13 protein-coding genes are annotated in these 17,798 nt (G+C 57.7%); 1 reads left to right on the top strand and 12 read right to left on the bottom strand.

Going from position 1 to position 17,798, the window contains the following annotated elements; translation table 11 throughout:
• Positions 1 to 305 precede the first annotated feature (305 nt).
• On the top strand, positions 306 to 2,249 hold the full coding sequence (locus tag HY011_24985) for an alpha-amylase (protein MBI3426198.1): 1,944 nt from the start codon (positions 306 to 308) through the stop codon (positions 2,247 to 2,249).
• Positions 2,250 to 2,334: 85 nt separating this feature from the next.
• Here HY011_24985 and HY011_24980 read toward each other — a convergent pair whose 3' ends face one another.
• From HY011_24980 to argC, 12 genes are all read right to left on the bottom strand, one after another.
• Positions 2,335 to 3,609: a hypothetical protein gene (locus HY011_24980; protein ID MBI3426197.1), complete on the bottom strand. Its 1,275-nt coding sequence runs from the start codon at positions 3,607 to 3,609 to the stop codon at positions 2,335 to 2,337.
• 281 nt (positions 3,610 to 3,890) lie between these two features.
• On the bottom strand, positions 3,891 to 5,798 hold the full coding sequence (locus HY011_24975) for an ankyrin repeat domain-containing protein (GenBank protein ID MBI3426196.1): 1,908 nt from the start codon (positions 5,796 to 5,798) through the stop codon (positions 3,891 to 3,893).
• 868 nt (positions 5,799 to 6,666) lie between these two features.
• Positions 6,667 to 8,061 (bottom strand): NAD(P)(+) transhydrogenase (Re/Si-specific) subunit beta, encoded by a 1,395-nt coding sequence (locus tag HY011_24970; protein ID MBI3426195.1) that lies wholly within the window; start codon positions 8,059 to 8,061, stop codon positions 6,667 to 6,669.
• Positions 8,061 to 8,435, bottom strand: a complete 375-nt coding sequence (locus HY011_24965) for an NAD(P) transhydrogenase subunit alpha (GenBank protein ID MBI3426194.1) — start codon at positions 8,433 to 8,435, stop codon at positions 8,061 to 8,063. The genes HY011_24970 and HY011_24965 overlap by 1 nt, the downstream gene beginning before the upstream one ends.
• A 112-nt stretch (positions 8,436 to 8,547) precedes the next feature.
• A complete protein-coding gene (locus HY011_24960) occupies positions 8,548 to 9,693 on the bottom strand; it encodes a Re/Si-specific NAD(P)(+) transhydrogenase subunit alpha (protein MBI3426193.1) in 1,146 nt (381 codons plus the stop codon).
• 326 nt (positions 9,694 to 10,019) lie between these two features.
• Positions 10,020 to 11,732, bottom strand: coding sequence for a TolC family protein (locus HY011_24955; GenBank protein ID MBI3426192.1), 1,713 nt, complete (start codon positions 11,730 to 11,732; stop codon positions 10,020 to 10,022).
• 210 nt (positions 11,733 to 11,942) lie between these two features.
• Positions 11,943 to 13,157 (bottom strand): bifunctional glutamate N-acetyltransferase/amino-acid acetyltransferase ArgJ, encoded by a 1,215-nt coding sequence (gene argJ, locus HY011_24950; GenBank protein ID MBI3426191.1) that lies wholly within the window; start codon positions 13,155 to 13,157, stop codon positions 11,943 to 11,945.
• A 305-nt stretch (positions 13,158 to 13,462) separates the two neighbouring features.
• A complete protein-coding gene (locus HY011_24945; GenBank protein ID MBI3426190.1) occupies positions 13,463 to 14,056 on the bottom strand; it encodes an N-acetyltransferase in 594 nt (197 codons plus the stop codon).
• 15 nt (positions 14,057 to 14,071) lie between these two features.
• The gene (locus HY011_24940) at positions 14,072 to 15,379 is read right to left on the bottom strand and encodes an aspartate aminotransferase family protein (GenBank protein ID MBI3426189.1); all 1,308 of its coding nucleotides are present in this window, start codon (positions 15,377 to 15,379) and stop codon (positions 14,072 to 14,074) included.
• 34 nt (positions 15,380 to 15,413) lie between these two features.
• Entirely contained in the window at positions 15,414 to 15,836 is a 423-nt protein-coding gene (locus tag HY011_24935) for a gamma-glutamylcyclotransferase (protein ID MBI3426188.1), read from the bottom strand.
• A gap of 1 nt (position 15,837) precedes the next feature.
• A complete protein-coding gene (gene argB, locus HY011_24930) occupies positions 15,838 to 16,647 on the bottom strand; it encodes an acetylglutamate kinase (protein ID MBI3426187.1) in 810 nt (269 codons plus the stop codon).
• Positions 16,635 to 17,681 (bottom strand): N-acetyl-gamma-glutamyl-phosphate reductase, encoded by a 1,047-nt coding sequence (gene argC / locus HY011_24925; GenBank protein ID MBI3426186.1) that lies wholly within the window; start codon positions 17,679 to 17,681, stop codon positions 16,635 to 16,637. Before argC ends, argB begins: the two co-directional genes overlap by 13 nt.
• Positions 17,682 to 17,798 lie beyond the last annotated feature (117 nt).

Here is a 17,798-nt window from a genome sequence, read left to right as displayed (position 1 = left end):
AATCGAAGAATGTGCGTAATTCGGCAGTCTTGTAAGCATTGAGCCGCTGCCATTCTCGATTCTCCATTCTCCATTCTTAGGCCAAGCGGTACTGCACCAGTGTTGCCTCTGCCTCAGAATGGAGAATGGAGAATCGAGAATGAAGAATGTTTTCCTGATTGGCCTACGGGCTATCTGAGTTACACACACTAGATCGGTTTTCACTTCGGTGTATGGCAAAAAGCCGCGCCGCGGTACTGTCCCGGCGCGGCGCGCCTACCGTACACGCAAATGAAAACCGATCTAAGAAAGTTGAAATGAAAACGATGTCCTTTAGCGCTGATCAACTACAAATAAAAAGACCCGCTAGCATCCGGGAGGTCGAGTTGCCCAGGCGGCAACAATTCCATCCCTCTCCGACCGACTGGCGGAATGAAGTGCTCTACTTCCTGTTGCCGGATCGTTTCAGTGACGGACAAGAGGCAGGCCGCCCTTTGCTCGATAGAAACAACATTCAAGCAGCCAGACCGGCCAACTTCCGCTGGGATCACTGGGCGCAATCGGGCGGCGAACGCTGGCAGGGCGGCACGATTGCCGGGATCACTTCAAAGCTGGGCTATCTGCAAAAATTGGGCGTCACCGCGCTCTGGGTCGGGCCGGTGTTTAAGCAGCGTGGGCATCTCGACACCTACCACGGCTATGGCATCCAGGATTTCCTGGAAGTTGATCCGCATTTTGGCACCCGCCAAGACTTGGTCGAATTGGTCGCAGCGGCACATCAACGCGGTATGCGCATCATCCTTGACGTCATCTTCAATCACTCCGGGCACAACTGGGACTATGAACAGAATCAGGTTGATCCGCCTTACAAGCCCTGGCCTGATCATTATCAGAAGGGCCTCTGGCTCGCTGCCGATGGACAACGGACAGCGGCCATTGCGGGGGATGATGCCGGTGTGTGGCCCGCTGAACTAAGAGCGGATGACTGCTACACGCGGGCCGGCAAAGGCAGCTTGGCCGGTGAGGACATAGACAACGACCGGGCCGAGATGAAGCGCACGGATTTTGATGGAGCCTTTCGCGACTTCAACTTCGATGGCAGCGCGGCGCTGACCGATCTGGCGCGCTGTTTCAAATACTGGATTGCGCTGACGGATTGCGACGGCTTTCGCCTGGATACGCTGAAGCACGTGCCGCAAGCAGTGGCGCGCAATTTCTGCGGCACGATCAAGGAGTTTGCCGCCAATCTGGGGAAAGCCAATTTCTTTTTGGTTGGAGAAGTCGGCGGGCCGGACGAAAACGCTGGCAGATACCTCGATGTGCTCGAACTCAATCTAAACGCCACACTGGATATTGGCTCCCTGCGCACCACGCTGCATCAAGTCGCCAAAGGATTGGCCGCGCCACAGGCGTACTTTGACATCGTCGGGCTGTGGGATCCGGTGCTCGGTTCGCATCAGCGTTCCGGCCCGCGCCACGTCACGGTGCTGGACGATCACGATCATGTCTCCGGCGACAAAGTACGGTTCTCAAGCGATGCCGCCTCTGCTCATCAGGTCGTAGCCGGCGTTGCCATTCAACTTTTCTCCCTCGGCATTCCGTGCATTTACTATGGCACTGAGCAAGCGTTTGCCGGGCCGGAAAAGAGCGAACGCGAGCAGTACCTACCTGATTACAACGCGGGGAATCCGCCGCCGGATAAATACCTGCGTGAAATTATGTTTGGGGTGGAACACCCGCGCCTGAGTGGGCGCGCCGGGCTACAGCCGGGCGCGACGGGCCTTGATCCCACTTTGCCTGCCTTTGGCGCGTTTGGCAGCGTCGGTCACCACTGCTTTGATCCCGACTTCCCCACCTTTGCGCGCATCAGCGCACTCATCGCGCTACGGCAAGCGCGTCCTGTGCTGCGATATGGGCGGCAGTATTTGCGCGACATCGCCAACTTCAATCAAGTGTTTCGTACAGCGCGCGCCGGTGAATTGATTGCCTGGTCGCGCATTCTGGACGATGAAGAAGTACTTTGCGTCGTCAACGGAAACGGCAGTAACTTCCAAGGGGCGGATGTCATTGTTGATGCGCAACTCAATGCCGGCAGCCTCGCCTTTATGGAGGTCATTCACAACTCAGCGCAAACAGCGGCTGGGGCTGGCTACACCGGCTCACATCCTGTCGGCGAACGGCTGCCGGTGAAAACCCGTGACGGAGCCGCCTATGTCGAAATCCGTGGGATCGCGCCCTCAGAGGTGCTCGCGATTACGAACAGGCCCTGACAATTCTCAACCTGGGTGGCGACTGTCTTTCTTCGAAGACCGCTTGTCACGACGAAGCTTTGCGTCTCGCTAAAAGCACTTCGTCTTATTCATTTGCCGCCAAGCGGCAAATGAATCCCCAGCCGCCACCGAGTTCGCTGACCGCCAGCAGCAGTTCATTGCTGCCCTTCTTCAAAGGCAGGTAAACGGCGTCGTTTTCCGGATCCATGATCCCCAGGAAACCGGGGTCGCGAAAATTCTGCGCGCTGCGGCCACGAAAGAGAATTTTGCCATTCAGGAACAAGCTGACATCGTCGCTATAACCGAGGTAGAGCTTTTTCACCTGGTCACGGTCGGACTCAATGCGGGTACGCGCATACACGACCTTCATGCCCGGCTGAGGCTCCAGGCGTTTCGCAAAGTCGTTCGCAAACGAGATCCTCGGATGCGGAGCCTCGAAATAACGATACACGACCACAAAGCCCGGCGGTTCCGCTTCCACTTCCTGCCAACGGCTGGCAGCGCTCTCGGCAGGCGAAAGCGGTTGTTCCAGATTGCGGGCGAGCGCATCGTAGGAAGGCGACAGGCTCCACTTGGTCAGCGTGCCCGGCGGCATCACTGGCAGGTGCCGCTCCCAGGCCGCATCAGGCGTTTTCCGTAGTTCGAAATTCGAGAAATAGGTCGCGCCGGTCAGCACATACAGAGCCACCTGGCCTTTCTGAACGCCGCTTTTCAGATCGTTCATCACGAGCGCGGGCTTGTTCATATCCTTGACATAAAACTTCGCCTGCGCACCCACCACTTCCAAACGCAGGTGAAACCAGACATCTTTGGGAATATCAACCGCTCCGGTGAAACCTGGCCCATTGTAGATTTGCCAGTTGAGACCTGTGTTGAGAACCGGCGTGTATTGCAGGGCGTCGGGATAGCCGGACTTGTGCTGGCGTAGATAGACCCATTCGGAGTTTGCGCCGTCGTTGGCGATGCGAAACTGAATCCCGAAAAAACCACGACTGGCAGGCGTGGCGACATCCACGTCAATCACCCCGTCGCGCATTTCCAGGTCGTTCAAAATTGCGGCTCCACCATCGAGGAAGAGGCACTTGCGGCCTTGATACTCAACCGCCTTGGCTTGTCCTTGCAGTCCCCAACGTGTGGAGTCTGCGGGAATAGCTAGCGACTGCGGCGGCTGAGCAAGGGCCGCAGATTCAACGTAAACATTGCGTACCGCTGCGGCAGCTTTTGGTGCAACAAAATTTAGGCCGCCCTGCGCCATCACCAACCATGCTCCGGCCACAACGGAAGCCAACAGACCAATTGTTTCTCTGCGTGTCATCATTTCAACAGTATCCTTCCGAGTTTGCTTGTTCAGCAGGCTCATAGGTTTCATCCATGAAGTTCCCGAGTTGTACTGAATGCGTGTTTATTGCGGGAATAAGCGCCAAGCCTTTAGAACGCATTCGCGCGCGCAGCAGTTCATCACATCTTTTGGAGCGCCCTATGTCTGTCGTGGATTTCTTCTGTTGACGGTGGCTTTTGTCACCCACTCATCAATCTGGTTGAAGTGTTCGCGCAGTGTTGCTGTGGCGTCGTAAGAGTTGGCGTGTGGCCAGGCAAGCTTGCAAATGGAGAGGCAAAGGTACTGACGCGTTTCAACAAGGGTTAGCTATCACCACGGTGCGCCAACTGTTCCCAGTTCTCGCAGCCATGCATTCGCGCGACGAGGAATTGAGCGTCCGCCAAAGAAAGCTCCGCATCAGATTGCTCGGCTTTCCTACGTGCCCCTAATCGTTCCCGCACGCCTTTCCGAAAGTCTTCGAGCGCGGGCGGACGGTGAAGCTGAAAGCGCACGCTGATGCGCTGTAACGCCTCGGTATCGCCCGCCTGGTAAGCCGCGACAAAATCGCGCGCGACGGCTTCGTACTCTGCCAGCTTGTGCGCCGGCAGCTTGCCGGTCTGGGCGTATTCCGCCAGCAACCGCACGATCTCCTCGTGTCCGCGCTGTGTCGCCCAGGCCAGCGGTGTGGCCCAACCTGGATCATCGGGCAGGCTCAGCTTGGCCCCGTGCCGCAAGAGCAATTCGACCATGTGCAGCTTGCCGCAGCGCGCCGCCCAACCCAGCGGCGTCGAGCAGAATTCTTCTTCGCGCGCATTCACATCCGCGCCGCGCTCGATAAATATCGCCGCGTTTTGCAAGTCGCCCGCTTCGGCGAAGTAATGCAGCGGCGTGATGCGCAACCAACTCGGCTGGTTCGGATTCATGCCGTGTTGAAACAGCAACTCGGTGATCTCGCGCGTCCCGCCGCCGACGGCACGGCGTTGCGGCAGAGCGGGCTGGTAACGCAGCAGCAAACGAATAAAATCTTCGTGCCCCGCCGCGCTGCCCAGCGCGTCCGTATCGTCAGCCAGCGCCGGATTGGCCGCGAAAACCGCTGCCGCCGTTTGCAGGTCATTGCAATGCGCCAGCAGATGCACCGGACGCGCCGCCCCATACGAACAGAGCAAATCCACCAGCGGTTGATTGCGCGCCATCCAATAGCCCGCCTGGCCGAGCGCCGCGCTCAGCGTGTCGGCGGAACTCTCGACTTCGACATTGGGATAAGCGCCGTGCTCCAACAGCAGTTTGACGATTTCGTAATGGCCGTGGCAGACCGCTGAGTGCAAAGCGTGACCCTGCGGCGCGATGCCTTCTTCGGGCAGGTTCGGGTCTGCGCCGTATTCAAGCAGCAACTTGACGACTTCGAGATGGCCGCCGGCAGCGGCGTTTTTGAGGGGCGCGCCGCTGCCGATGTAGTAAGAGTTATAGTCGGCCACGCGATTCGCCAACGCCGGGTCTTGTGCCAGCAATTCCCGCACGCGGGCCAAATCACCCTTCGCCGCAGCCATCCCGATGTCCACCGCCGCGCCACGCGCCACCAGATGCTGATAAACATCGTCCGGTGTGGCTGGCCAATCCGCTGGCACATCGCGCCAGCCGCGATAGTGATAATCGCCGTTGGTGAGTTGCAACGGACGTGCGCCATCGCCACGCCGCGCGTTGATGTCCGCGCCGCGCGCCAGCAATTCGTCAATCAGATCAAGTTGCCGCGTCATCGCCGCCCAATGAATCGGTTGATTGGAAAATTTGTCTCCGGCGTGCAGCAAAGCGGGCGCGTCGTCGAGCAGCTTGCGCATCTGCACGAGATCGCGTTCACGAATGGCGGCGGCCACCGCCTCTCCTTGCTCCGAAGCGCCGAACAGCGCGGCGTATTGGCACGCCAGCAACTGCTCCATTTCAACGTAGCCGCGTTCCTGCGCCACCTGAATCAGATCGCCGCCGACGCCGAAGGGAGCCGCGCCCTGTTCCAGCAAATACGCCGCAATCTCGACCTGATTTTCCCGTGCGGCAAACGAGAGCGGTGTGCGGTATTCGTAATGGCAGCGCACCAGCGCCGGGTCTTTGGCCACCAGCCTTTTGACCGTTGCCAAATCCCCGCTGATGCAAGCGCAGAACATTTCCCATACATCCGTGCCCCTGCCGGACGACCAAAACAGGCGTTCCGGTTTCTGCAACGCTGCGGGTTGGATCATGCGCTGCACTTTTTCCGTCAAGCGCGGATCGCTGGAAGGCCGCGCCGCCTGCAAGTCCTCTTCAATCTCGCCCATATTTTTCCTCAAACGAAAGTACGTCAACAAAACGCAAATGAATCATAAACTGACGGATTGCGCCAAAAAGCCTGCGAGGGTGACGGCGCGGCGGTGGCAATCGCCCACGGCCGAAAGAGAAAAAGAGCAAGCGGTTGAGATGGCTTCAACTGCCTGCTCTTTTGGCAAACAAATACCCTGAAGAATGCTTAGATCAGTTTACAGTTGGGTTACGGTAAAAGCCCGGTGTCGGTGGCCCGACCGTCAGCGCGGGCTTGCTTGAAGCTATCTCGCTTCGGAATCAAGGGGCCATCTGCCAAAGGAGCCCTTGCTGACGGCTTGTCATTACCCAAATCTTTTCTCTTTGCGCCGGAGGCGCAGCGGACATTAGCCGGTGGTGAAACCACCGGAAATAGCGTCGTTCTTGCCTTTGCGCCCCGGCAGGGGCGCGAGACCGAAGCACAGTGATGAAAAATTCCGTCCTGTCAGGTTCCGTCCAGCACCCCTGCCGGGGTGTGAACTGTTTGCGCGCGGTTCCGGTGGTTCCACCACCGGCTAATCTCCACAGCCCTTTCAGGGCAAAAGACAGCCATCGCCAAACGCGAAAGTTTTGGGTAAGGACAAGGCACTGACACCGTAAACTCAATGGCAAACCACTCTAAATCGAACCACACAACATTAGTACACAGGAATCAGCCACGGAGGCACAGAGGCACGGAGCGAAGACAAAGGGAGGCGCTGAGAACACGCTCTTTCCCTGCTTGCCTCTGTGCCTCTCTGGCAACTAGCGTGTCCCAATGTTGGTTGTTCTGATTTAAGCTTGTGTTACTTCCTGCGCCAGCTTCGTCAGCGAAGCTTTGGCGTCACCGTAAAGCATTCCGGTGTTCGGCTTGAAAAACAGCGGGTTTTCCAGACCGGAGAAGCCGCGCCCCTTGCCGCGCTTGAGCACAACCACATTCTGGGACTTATCAACCTCAATGATCGGCATCCCGGCGATGGCGCTTTTCGGATTGTCGCGCGCGTCGGGATTGACCACGTCGTTCGCGCCGATGACGACGCACACATCGGTCGCCTGCATTTCGGGGTTGATCTGCTCCAGTTCGTAAAGCTGCGAATAGGGCACATTGGCTTCGGCCAACAGCACGTTCATGTGGCCGGGCATGCGGCCCGCCACGGGGTGAATCGCGTATTTGACCTGCACGCCTTTGTGCTGCAAGACCTCGGCCAATTCGCGCACGGCGTGTTGCGCTTGCGCCGTAGCCATCCCGTAGCCGGGCACGAAAACAACTTGGCGCGCGTAGGCCAATTGCACCGCGACGTCTTCGGCGCTGACTTCGCGCATGACACCTTCGACGCCCGGGCCGGTGTCTTGTGAAACAGCGCCAAATGCGCCAAAGAGCACGTTGGTGATCGGGCGGTTCATCGCTTTGCACATCAGGATCGAGAGAATGAAACCGGAGAAGCCGTCGAGCGTACCCGCGATAATCAGCACGTTGTTGCCCAGCGCAAAACCCGTGGCCGCCGAGGCCAGTCCCGCGTATGAGTTCATCAGCGACATTACGACCGGCATATCCGCCGAGCCAATCGGGATGACCAGCAGCACCCCGAACAGGAACGATAGCCCGACCATCACATAAAAGAGCGTGCTCGCCAGCGGATTGAAGATCAGATAGACGAAGATCAGCGCCGCGATGATAAACAAGCTAACGTTGACGACGTTCTGCCCCTTGTAGGTAATCGGCGTGCCCCGCATCAACTCCTGCAATTTGGCAAAGGCCAGCAAGCTGCCCGTCACGGTCAGGCTGCCAAAGAGCACTTCAAAGCCGAGCGCCGCCATCTTGTACATCGGCAGGTGCTCGTGCAGCACGACGGTGTGATGGTAATACTCCGAGATGCCGACCAGCGACGCGGCCAAAGCGCCAAAGGCGTGTGAGAGCGCCGTCCGTTGGGGCATGGCCGTCATCGGCATCCAGATGGACATCGCCGCGCCGATCAGGCCGCCGATCAAGAGGCCGATCCAAATCCAGGTGTAATCAATGATCTTGTAATTCAGCAGCGTGCCGATGATCGCCAGCAGCATCCCGGCGGCGGCAGAGTTCATCCCGCGCCGCGCCGTTTTGGGATGGCTCAGGGCCTTCAAGCCGTAGATAAATAGCAACGAGGCAATCAGGTAGCTGAATTCGATGAAGTAGAAATAACGCTCTTGCATCAGTGCTTCGCCTCCTTGCCGCTGTCGCCGCCAATCTTGTCTTTGAACAGCTTGAGCATGCGGTCGGTAATCATGAAACCGCCGACGACGTTGGTCGTGGCCGAAACCACCGCGATAAAGCCGAGCGTGGTGCTGACGGTGTTGTATTTCGCCCCAGCGGTGACGATGGAGCCGACGACGGAGATCGCCGAAATCGCATTGGTCGCCGACATCAGCGGCGTATGCAGCAACGGCGGCACGCGCGAAATGACTTGATAGCCCAGGAAAGCCGCCAGCGCGAAGACATAGAGCGAGGCGATCAACACGGTGGGGCTGAGCGTGCTGGATTCCTCAGCCGTGGCGCCGCTTGCCGCTAAGAAGTAGAACGAAGCCATGAAGCTCACTACATTCACGGAAAAACCTCCAGGTGATGTAAGGCAAACTGTCGGTTTGCCCGGGTGATGGATAGCGAATAATGAAGGCAAAGAAGCGACTCGCCAGCTTGCCCTACTCTTGCAAGGCCGCTTGAATACCCTCTTGGATACGAGGATGTTTGGCCTCGCCCGCGTGCACTGCGCAAGCCGGGCCGACTACGTCATTGCTCATGTCCACGTTGAGCGCGCCGTCTTTGATCATCTCGCTCAGGAAGGTCGTCAGGTTGCGCGAGTAAAGCTGGCTGGCGTGCACAGGGATGGTCGAGGCCAAGTTGAGCGGGGCCATAATCGTGACGCCGTTGATCTCAACGGTTTCACCCGGTTTGGTCAGCGCGCAGTTGCCGCCGGTCGAGGCCGACAAATCCACAATCACGGAGCCGTGTTTCATCGCGCTGACTGCGGCTTCGGTAATCAAGAGCGGCGCGCGCCGTCCGGGGATGGCCGCCGAAGTAATGATGCAATCGGTTGTACGCGCCGTCTTGGCGATCAATTCGCGGCTGCGTTCCATCACTTCTTCGGTGACTTCTTTGGCATAACCGCCGGCAGCTTCGGCTTGCTCGCCGCCCATGTCCACTTCGAGAAACTTCGCGCCGAGCGAGCGCACGGCTTCACCGGCGGCAGCCCGCACGTCGAAGCCTTCGACCACCGCGCCCAAACGCCGCGCCGTGGCGATGGCCTGCAAGCCGGCGACGCCCGCGCCCAGCACCAGAACCCTGGCGGGCGGCACCGTGCCAGCGGCGGTCGTCAGCATCGGATACATGCGCGGCAAGTGATCGGCGGCCATCAGCACGGCTTTATAGCCGACGATAGTCGCCATTGATGAAAGTGCGTCCATTGCCTGGGCGCGCGTCGTGCGCGGGATCAATTCGACCGCGAACGCCGAGACGCCACTTGCCAGCAGCGGCCTGAGCGCCAGCGGTTCATCCAACGGACGTAAGAAGCCAATCAGGACCGCGCCGTGTTTGAGTTGCGCGGCATCAGCATCGGGCGGGCGGTTGATTGCCGTCAGCACATCTGTGGCGGCCAGCAATGCACCGCGCTCTTTTGAAATCGTGGCCCCAGCGGCTTCGTAATCCGCGTCGCTCGCGCCCGCCTCGATGCCCGCGCCGCTTTCGACGGCGACCTGGGCTTTTAAGGCAATCAACTTTTTGACCGACTCCGGCACCAGCGCTACGCGGGTTTCGCCCGGCTGGGTCTCCTTCAGTACAGTAATCTGCATAATTTTCTCTGTGTGTTGCGATGTGGTGAGAATTGCTTTGCCCTTCCACCTCAGAAACGAATCCGGCAGCGTGGCAAGCCTACACCAAAAATTAGGCGAGGGCTTGTGCTGCTTTACTTGGACTGCATGGTTGAGCGGTGCAAAACAAGTATTGTCGGAAGTGGAAAAAGGTCAAGGCCATTCTGTTTGTACAGGGAAGTTTTCGTTGGCGGCAGGCAGGCAAGCGGGGTTATCACAAAAACAAAGAGGTGAGCGAAACTCAATTTCGCTCACCTCAACCAACAAGCCTGCGTATGTCAAACCACAGGTCTGTCCACACGCATCACTTATTTCTTGGCCGGCGGCGGCGCCTCAAGTTCTGATTTGACTTCGATGCTATTGCTCGAAAGCGTCGTAGACATCACTTTCTGGAGTAAGGCGACGGCTTTGTTGTAATCGGCAAGCGCCTGCAACTCAGTGCCACGCGCGGAGGAAAGATCGGTCTGGCGTTGCAGGACGAAGAAGGTCGTGGAAAGCCCCGCCTGGAACTTCTTCTCTTCACCTTCGAGTTGTTGGCGCGCGTATTCGGCAGCGGCGTGCGACGCTTCGATGCGCAACTTGGCGGTTTCGACCGACTGTACCGCATTCCGCACATCCAATTCGATGGTCTGAATCAGCCGGCGCGTCTGCAAATCAAGTTGCCGCTGTTGTTCTTTGGCCTTGCCTAAATTGGCCTGTGCCGTGCGATTGCGCAGTGGGAAACTGAATTGAATGCCGAAGCTATAAGTCGGATAGCTCTGTTTGAACAGGCTTTTCAACGAAGTGCCGTAACTGCCAATAAATTGCGGAAAAATCGAAGTCGCCGGAATGCCCGTGTTCGGCGTACCGCCGATACCGACGACGCTGTAACTTGCCACCAAATCCACTTGCGGCTTGATCTGATTGGTGAAGAAATCAATGTTGGTTTTATTGATTTCTTTTTGCAGGAAGAATTGCTTGATTTCGGGGCGATTCTCCTGCGCCAGGCGAATGGCGTCATCGAGCGGGACCAGAATCGGTTTGACATCAAAAGATTCAACCGGCTCGATGCGCGCCTTCCACAAATCATCGTTGGGGCTGCTGACGGTCAGGGCTTTGAGCGCGTTCTCGGCTTGTGCGACTTGATCCATCGCCTGATAAACCTGCTGCCGGCGCGATTCCAACACCGTGGCCGATTCGACGACATCAATCGGGGCTTTCGTGCCGACTTCGACTTGCCGCTGGTTGTTGTTCAGTTGGGTCTCGGCCAGCTTGACCGAATCGCGCTGAACTCCCTCACTACGTATCGCAAAGGCCAGATTCCAATAGGCCAGTTGCACGTTTGCGATGATTTCGATGGCGCGCTGCCGAAAGACCGCATCAGAAAGATCAAGCGACCGCCGGGCAATCTTGATCGTGCGCCGATTGAGGTCCGTCCGGAAATTCTTCATCAGCGGCTGGGTCAGGTTGAACGCCAAATTCGGAGTGTACTGCGGTGAAAAGTTGCTGGAGTTCGAAGTGGCGCGCGCGTTGTTGAAGTCCGCTTGCAGAAAAGTGCCATACTTTTCGAAACTCTTGCGTGTCCCGAAATTGTAGGTCAAGCGGTTACTCGATTGGGTGTCCACACTGACACCGCTAAACCGGAACGTGTTCGGGCTTTGCGCCGCGTTGTAAAGAATCGTCGAGACCGTTGACAGGTCATACACGCCTTGTGCGGACACAATATCGTATTGGGCCAGGCGGACATTCTCGCGTTCGAGTTCTATATCCACGTTGTTTTCGAGGGCCTTGAGCACCGCATCGCGCAACGTCCAGCGTTCAACCTTACCAGGTTCGAGGCCAACCGTGCGTTGCGGAATGGGGCGCGACACCGGCGGCATCTGCGCGTTGCCCTGGGTTTGGGCCTGGGCCGCTGGCAGCGCGGGGTTCGCCGCTGGCGGCGCATCTTGCGCGAAAGCGGTCGCGGCACTCGCGACCGTCAACAACCCCGCCAACGCGCCTGCCAGCATGGGCAACGCGCCACGGCGTATCCGATTAAACATAATTATTCCTCTCCTGGTACTTTGAGCGTCGTTTATTTGGGACGGCATGGGCAGCAGCATAGGCTTCATAAGCTTCACTTCGTTATCTTTCTCTCTGGTTGTTATTCATTGTGCGCAAAGCGCCTGCGGGTTTGCAATTCGCAAGCCCTTTACGAAAGCATTTTGGAATCAGTTGCAAAAAACTGTCAAAGCGAACCTGCACGGCGACGGTTACGAACGATAGTCGGCATTGATGTGAATGTAATCTTCGGTCAGATCGCACGTCCAAGCCGTGACCTCGGCCTCGCCTTGATGTAAGTCCACGGTGAGCGCGACCTCAGCACGCTTGAGAATTTCCAGCGCACGGGCTTCATCGAATTTGAGACCGCCGCCATTGCGGGCGACGACCAACGAGCCCAGCTTGATCTCAACCTTTGAAACATCAAAACGAACGCCGCTGCGTCCAGCCGCCGCCAGAATGCGGCCCCAATTGGCGTCCGCGCCGGCCAGCGCGGTTTTGACCAGCGGGCTGGTCGCAATCGTCGCGGCGATCTTTTCGCCCGCACGTTCGGTCGGCGCGTGTTTGATGTGAATCGTGATTAACTTCCGCGCGCCTTCGCCATCCCGCGCAATTTGAATCGTCAGGTCGCGGCAAACCGCCGTGAGCGCGGCGGTGAATGCCTCAAAGTCAGCGCCACTAGCTTTCGTGATAGGCGCATTCCCGGCTGCGCCATTCGCCAGAATCGCCAGCGTATCATTGGTGGAAGTATCGCCATCCACCGAGAGCCGATTGAAGGTCTTTCTCACCGCCTGCCGCAACGCCGTTTTCAAAGCCGGCTTGCTGATCGCCACATCGCTCGTCACAAAAGACAGCATCGTCGCCATATTGGGATGAATCATCCCCGCGCCTTTTGCAACTCCGGCAATTGTGACCGTGCGTCCGTCCAGCTTGAATTTCTTGCTGGCGCGTTTGGGCCGCGTGTCGGTGGTCATGATCGCTTCGGCAACCTGGCTGCCAGCGGCGCGCGAAAGTTGCCCGGCTGCTGCTTGCACACCGGCTGCGATCTTTTGCATATTGAGCCGTTGCCCGATCACGCCGGTGGAACAGACCAAAACTTCTGCGGGTTGGCAGCCAATTTGCGCGGCCACCAGGGCCGCCGTGCGCCGGGCGTCATTTAACCCGGCTTCGCCTGTGCAGGCATTTGCGCCGCCGGAATTGACGACGATGGCGCGGTGCGAACGGTAACGAAGATGTTCTTGCGAAACTAAAACCGGCGCGGCTTGTACTAAATTTGTCGTGAAGACTGCGGCGGCGACAGCCGGGCGTTCAGACACAATCACGGCGAAATCTTCGCCCGCCTTTTTCAAACCGGCGCGCGTCGTCCCGGCCAGAAAGCCTTGCGGCGCGGTCACCGAAAAATCAATCGCTGCTACCTTCTTACTCATTGTCATAGAACGCCTTGCAACAGCCAAGCTTAACAGTCAGCCGGAAACAGTCTGCGTTCTGTCCTTTCCAATTTCTGTGCCAGTGCAAAAGTCGCGTTGGCCACAGGCAAACGCTTTGAGAACAGGCTTTAGGATCAGGCGAACACATGCTGCCGGACTTTCCCCTGTTCGCTAACAAACAGTTCCTGTTCGGATTTGGGAATGCAACTTTCGCGCGTCAGGTCTTATAACCGTAGGACTTACGCAAAAGCCGGGAATTTGCCACAGAGGCACCGAGACACAGAGCAAGAGCGAGAGTTTACCGGTCAGGCAGGCCTTTCCTCTGTGACTCCGTGCCTCTGTGGCAATGGTTCTGCGTAAGTCCTGAACCATTCAGCGGGGCGCTCGATCTTCACGATAGGCACGCCCACCTGCGAAACATCAAAGGCTTCAGGCCGACGGTCGGCAACCAAGTCCAGCACCATCGCAATTTCATCGCAGCAGTTGAACTTCGGGCAGTTGACGCAATCCATCCAGGTTTTGCGCGGCATCTCTTCGTGCGGCACGACGCGGAAGCCGAGCTTGTCAAAAAAGCCCGTCACGTAGGTGAAGGCGTAGACCTGAATCAAATCGTGTTCGCGCGCCTCGGCAATGTTCGACTCGACCAACGCGCGCCCAATGCCTTTGCCGCCAGCATCCGGATGCACGGCTAAGGAACGAACCTCCGCCATATCGCCCCAGGTGAAATGCAGTCCCGAACAACCCAGCACGCGGTCGCCCTCGGCTGCCACATAAAAGTCGCGGATATTTTCGTAAACGCTCAAGAGCGAACGCGGCAACATGACTTCCTCCCGGGCAAATTCGTTAATCAAATGGTGAATTTGCACTGCGTCGCGCGTGCGGGCTTTGCGGATGACCAGTTCGTTACTCAATGCTCAGCCCTCCCCTTTCGCGGCCAACGCCTTGGCCCCTTCAGCAGCAATCACCTCTGCCAGGTTTTCGACCAGGGCTTTGATCTCGGCTTTGGTGATGATGTACGGCGGCAGAAAGCGCAACGTCACATCGTGCGTGCAATTCATCAAAAAGCCGCGTTCGAGCATTTGGCTGACGATGTTTTTGCCGGGGAAGGTCAGTTCCATCCCGACCATCAGCCCCAGGCCGCGCACCTCTTTGATGTATTCAGGCAGTTCGCGTTGAAGACGGCGCAGCTTCTTGCGGAAGTAATTGCCGACTTCGATCACACGCTGCATCAGCTTGCCTTCGTCGAGCAGCTTCAGGAATTCCAAACTCAAACGGCAAGCCAACGGCCCGCCGCCAAAGGTCGTGCCGTGATCACCCGGCTGCAAACCATCCGCAACTTTTTCCGAAGCGATGAACGCACCGAGCGGCACGCCCAAACCAAGCGGTTTGGCGACGGTCAGAATATCCGGCGTCACCGAGGTGTGCTCAAACGCGAAGGTCGTGCCCGTGCGGCCCAACCCGCATTGCACTTCGTCCAAAATCAGCAACGCGCCGGTTTCGTCGCAACGTTCGCGCACGACTTTTAAGAAGTCATCGCTGATCGGATAAATGCCGCTTTCGCCCTGGATGGTTTCAATCACGATGGCAGCAGTGCGTTCGGTAATCGCGGCACGGGCTTCGGCAAAATCGTCGGCGCAGTTGCTGGGGTCTATGAAGTGCACGCCCGGCACCAGCGGTTCAAACGGTTCGCGGTATTTCTGCTGCGCCGTGATTGAAAGCGCGCCAAAGGTGCGCCCGTGAAAGGAATTGGTCAGCGCAACGAATTCGAATTGGTCGGCACGCCCGCGCCGCTTTTGCCAGGCGCGGGCAAGTTTCAAAGCGCCTTCAGTCGTTTCGGTGCCGGTGTTGGCAAAGAAGACGCGCGCCAAGCCGGAGGCTTTGACCAAGCGTTCGGCCAGTTGGCCTTGATACGGATGGTAATAAAGATTGGAGGTGTGCAGCAGGCTGGCCTGTTCGCGGAGTGTGCGGCGCACCACCGGGTGATCGTAACCCAAGACGTTGACGCCGATGCCCGCGATGAAATCCAGATACGGTTTGCCCTTGTCGTCAAATACCGTCGAGTTTTTGCCGCGCACGAACATCACGGGGTTGCGCGCGTAAGTCTGCATCACATACTGGCTTTCCAGTTCACGAATGTAATCCAGCGTGATGGCGGGTGCTACAGCAGGCGCTTCGACCAGGTCTTCGGTTAAGGGTTCAGTCTCGGTGGCAACAGCTTCCATTTCGCTTCTCAATTTCTCCGCTCTAGTTGAAATTTCAGATTGCTTCAGTTTCCAGGGGCCGCCTTGCGACCTCTGCGTAATCGCCGCTTTCGATCAAGCGGGCATTTGTCAGCGATTGGTTGTAAACGTAAATCCAGGCTTCAACTGATTGCCCATCCGGCAAAGCAGTGCGGCATTTTGTTCTTACGAACAGGCATTGCGATAAGTCGTGCTCATCAATTCCTTCATAACTGTCAAGCACGCGCAATTGCGTTGGCGCGTCGCTCATTTCGAGCAGTTCACCGACGACCAATCCGCCATCCTCAGCAAGCTGCACGCCTGAATATTCGCCCAGATCGTAAAGCCAGCCACGCACGGTCGCCGGACTAATCAGCGTTATCCCATTCAATGACGGCTGCACTTCCGTTGGCGTAAAGCCAGACCGCAGCGAGCCATAAACAAAAAGATATTTGCTCATCTCAGGAAATGCGTGTGCCCAGCCCGGCCTCGCCAGCAAAGGCGCGCGGCAAGACATTTTCAGTGGCCGCGCCGACAATCAGGATGCGGTTCACGCCCGCGTCCAACGCTTCCAAACAGGCACGCAGCTTGGGCCGCATGCCGCCGCTGGCCACGCCTGTTTCCAGCAATTCAACAATCTGTGCGCGCTGCAATCCAGCTAGCGGCTGCCCCGCGCTATCCGAGACACTTCCGACATCAGTCACGAAAACTAAGGTTTCAGCCTGACAACCACCTGCTACCGCCGCCGCCATCTGATCGCCATTGATATTGTAATACGCAAAGTCATCAGCCCCCAACGCCACACACGCCACCACTGGCAACATCTCCGCATTCATCAAGGCCGTTATCAGACGGTTGCTTGTGCGCGTGATGCTGCCGACGAAGCCGAGATCACTGCCGTCCTCAGCTAGCGTCTTTTCGGCTAAGAAACTCAGTCCATCGCCGCCGGTGAGGCTGACTGCGGTCAGACCGTATTGCGCGAGTTCAGCGACCAGGTCTTTGCCAATCTTACCCGCCAGCATCATCTGCACGGCATCACGCGCGGCGGCATCGGTCACACGCAGGCCGTCGTGGAAATGCGATTCGATCTGAAGCTGTTTGAGCAGCGCGGCAATCTGTTTGCCGCCGCCGTGCACGATGACGAGCGCCTGCCCGGCGCGTTTGAGTTCCGCGATCTGCGCCAGCAGTTGCGCGCGCAACTTACCGTCCACGAGCACGCTGCCGCCCAATTTGATGACCGCGCGGCTCAGCGCTTCCTTCATAAGAGGCATAAGAGGCCCGCCTTTTCATCCAAGCCCAGCGCGAGGTTGGCGTTCTGCAAAGCCTGGCTGGACGCGCCTTTGAGCAGATTGTCTTCGGCGGAAACGATGATCGCCTGGCCGGTGGCTTCATCCACAGAGCAACCGATGTCGCAAAAGGGCGTGTTGGCGGCGAATTTAATTTCCGGTAATTGCGCGCCAGCAAAGATGCGCACGAATGGCGCGCCAACAAAGGCCTGCTGCCAAGCTTGCAAAATGTCGGCGCGCGTCACACCGGCTTTCAATTTGGCGTAAATCGTCGAGAGGATGCCGCGATTGATCGGCAGTAAATGCGGCGTAAAAATCAACGCAGCGGGGCTATTCGCAAGTCCCAATCCCTGGGCGATCTCCGGCGTGTGGCGATGCTTGAATAAGTTATAGCTCTTGAGGCTTTCGCTCACTTCAACAAAGTGCGTCCCGGCGTTCGGCGTCTTGCCTGCGCCTGTAACGCCGGATTTCGCATCGCAAATCAACGGCTGGCTTGTTTCAACCAAACCCGCTTGCAGCAGCGGAGTCAGCGGCACCAAAACCGAAGTCACATAACAACCCGGATTGGCGATCAGTTTCGCGCCTTTCAATTCGGCGCGCACAAATTCGGTCAGCCCGTAAACCGCCTGCTTGAGCAAATCCGGGCGCGTATGCTCAAACCCATAGTATTTTGCGTAAAGCGCCGCGTCTTTCAGACGAAAAGCACCGCTGATGTCCACAATGGTGGCGCCGGTTTCAAGCAGGGTGGGCACAACTTCGTGGGAAAATTCGTTGGGTGTCGCCAGAAAAATCAAATCGGGTCTTAACCGTGTAACAGCCGCTTCATCAAATGGCTCGCAGTCGCCGGACGTCAGGCCGAGCAATTGCGGGTGAATGGCGGCGAGGGGCTGTGTTTCAGCCGTGCGTGAGGCATAAGACCCCACCAGTTCAATCTGGGGGTGATTCAACAACAATCGAATCAGTTCGCGGCCTGAATAGCCGGTAGCGCCAGCGACAATGGCGCGAATGGTTTTGCCCATGTCAGTAATTTGACTTCCTCTCTGAAAAAAGAAGCGCGCAGTGTACATCAATTGTTCTGCCACACAAAGGCATCGGTCAGCTTTTGGCCTCGGTTGACAAAGCTTTGACCAAACCTA

This window comes from Acidobacteriota bacterium, from assembly GCA_016196035.1.
Taxonomy (GTDB): Bacteria; Acidobacteriota; Blastocatellia; order RBC074; family RBC074; genus JACPYM01.
This window is presented reverse-complemented; position numbering and strand designations above follow the sequence as displayed.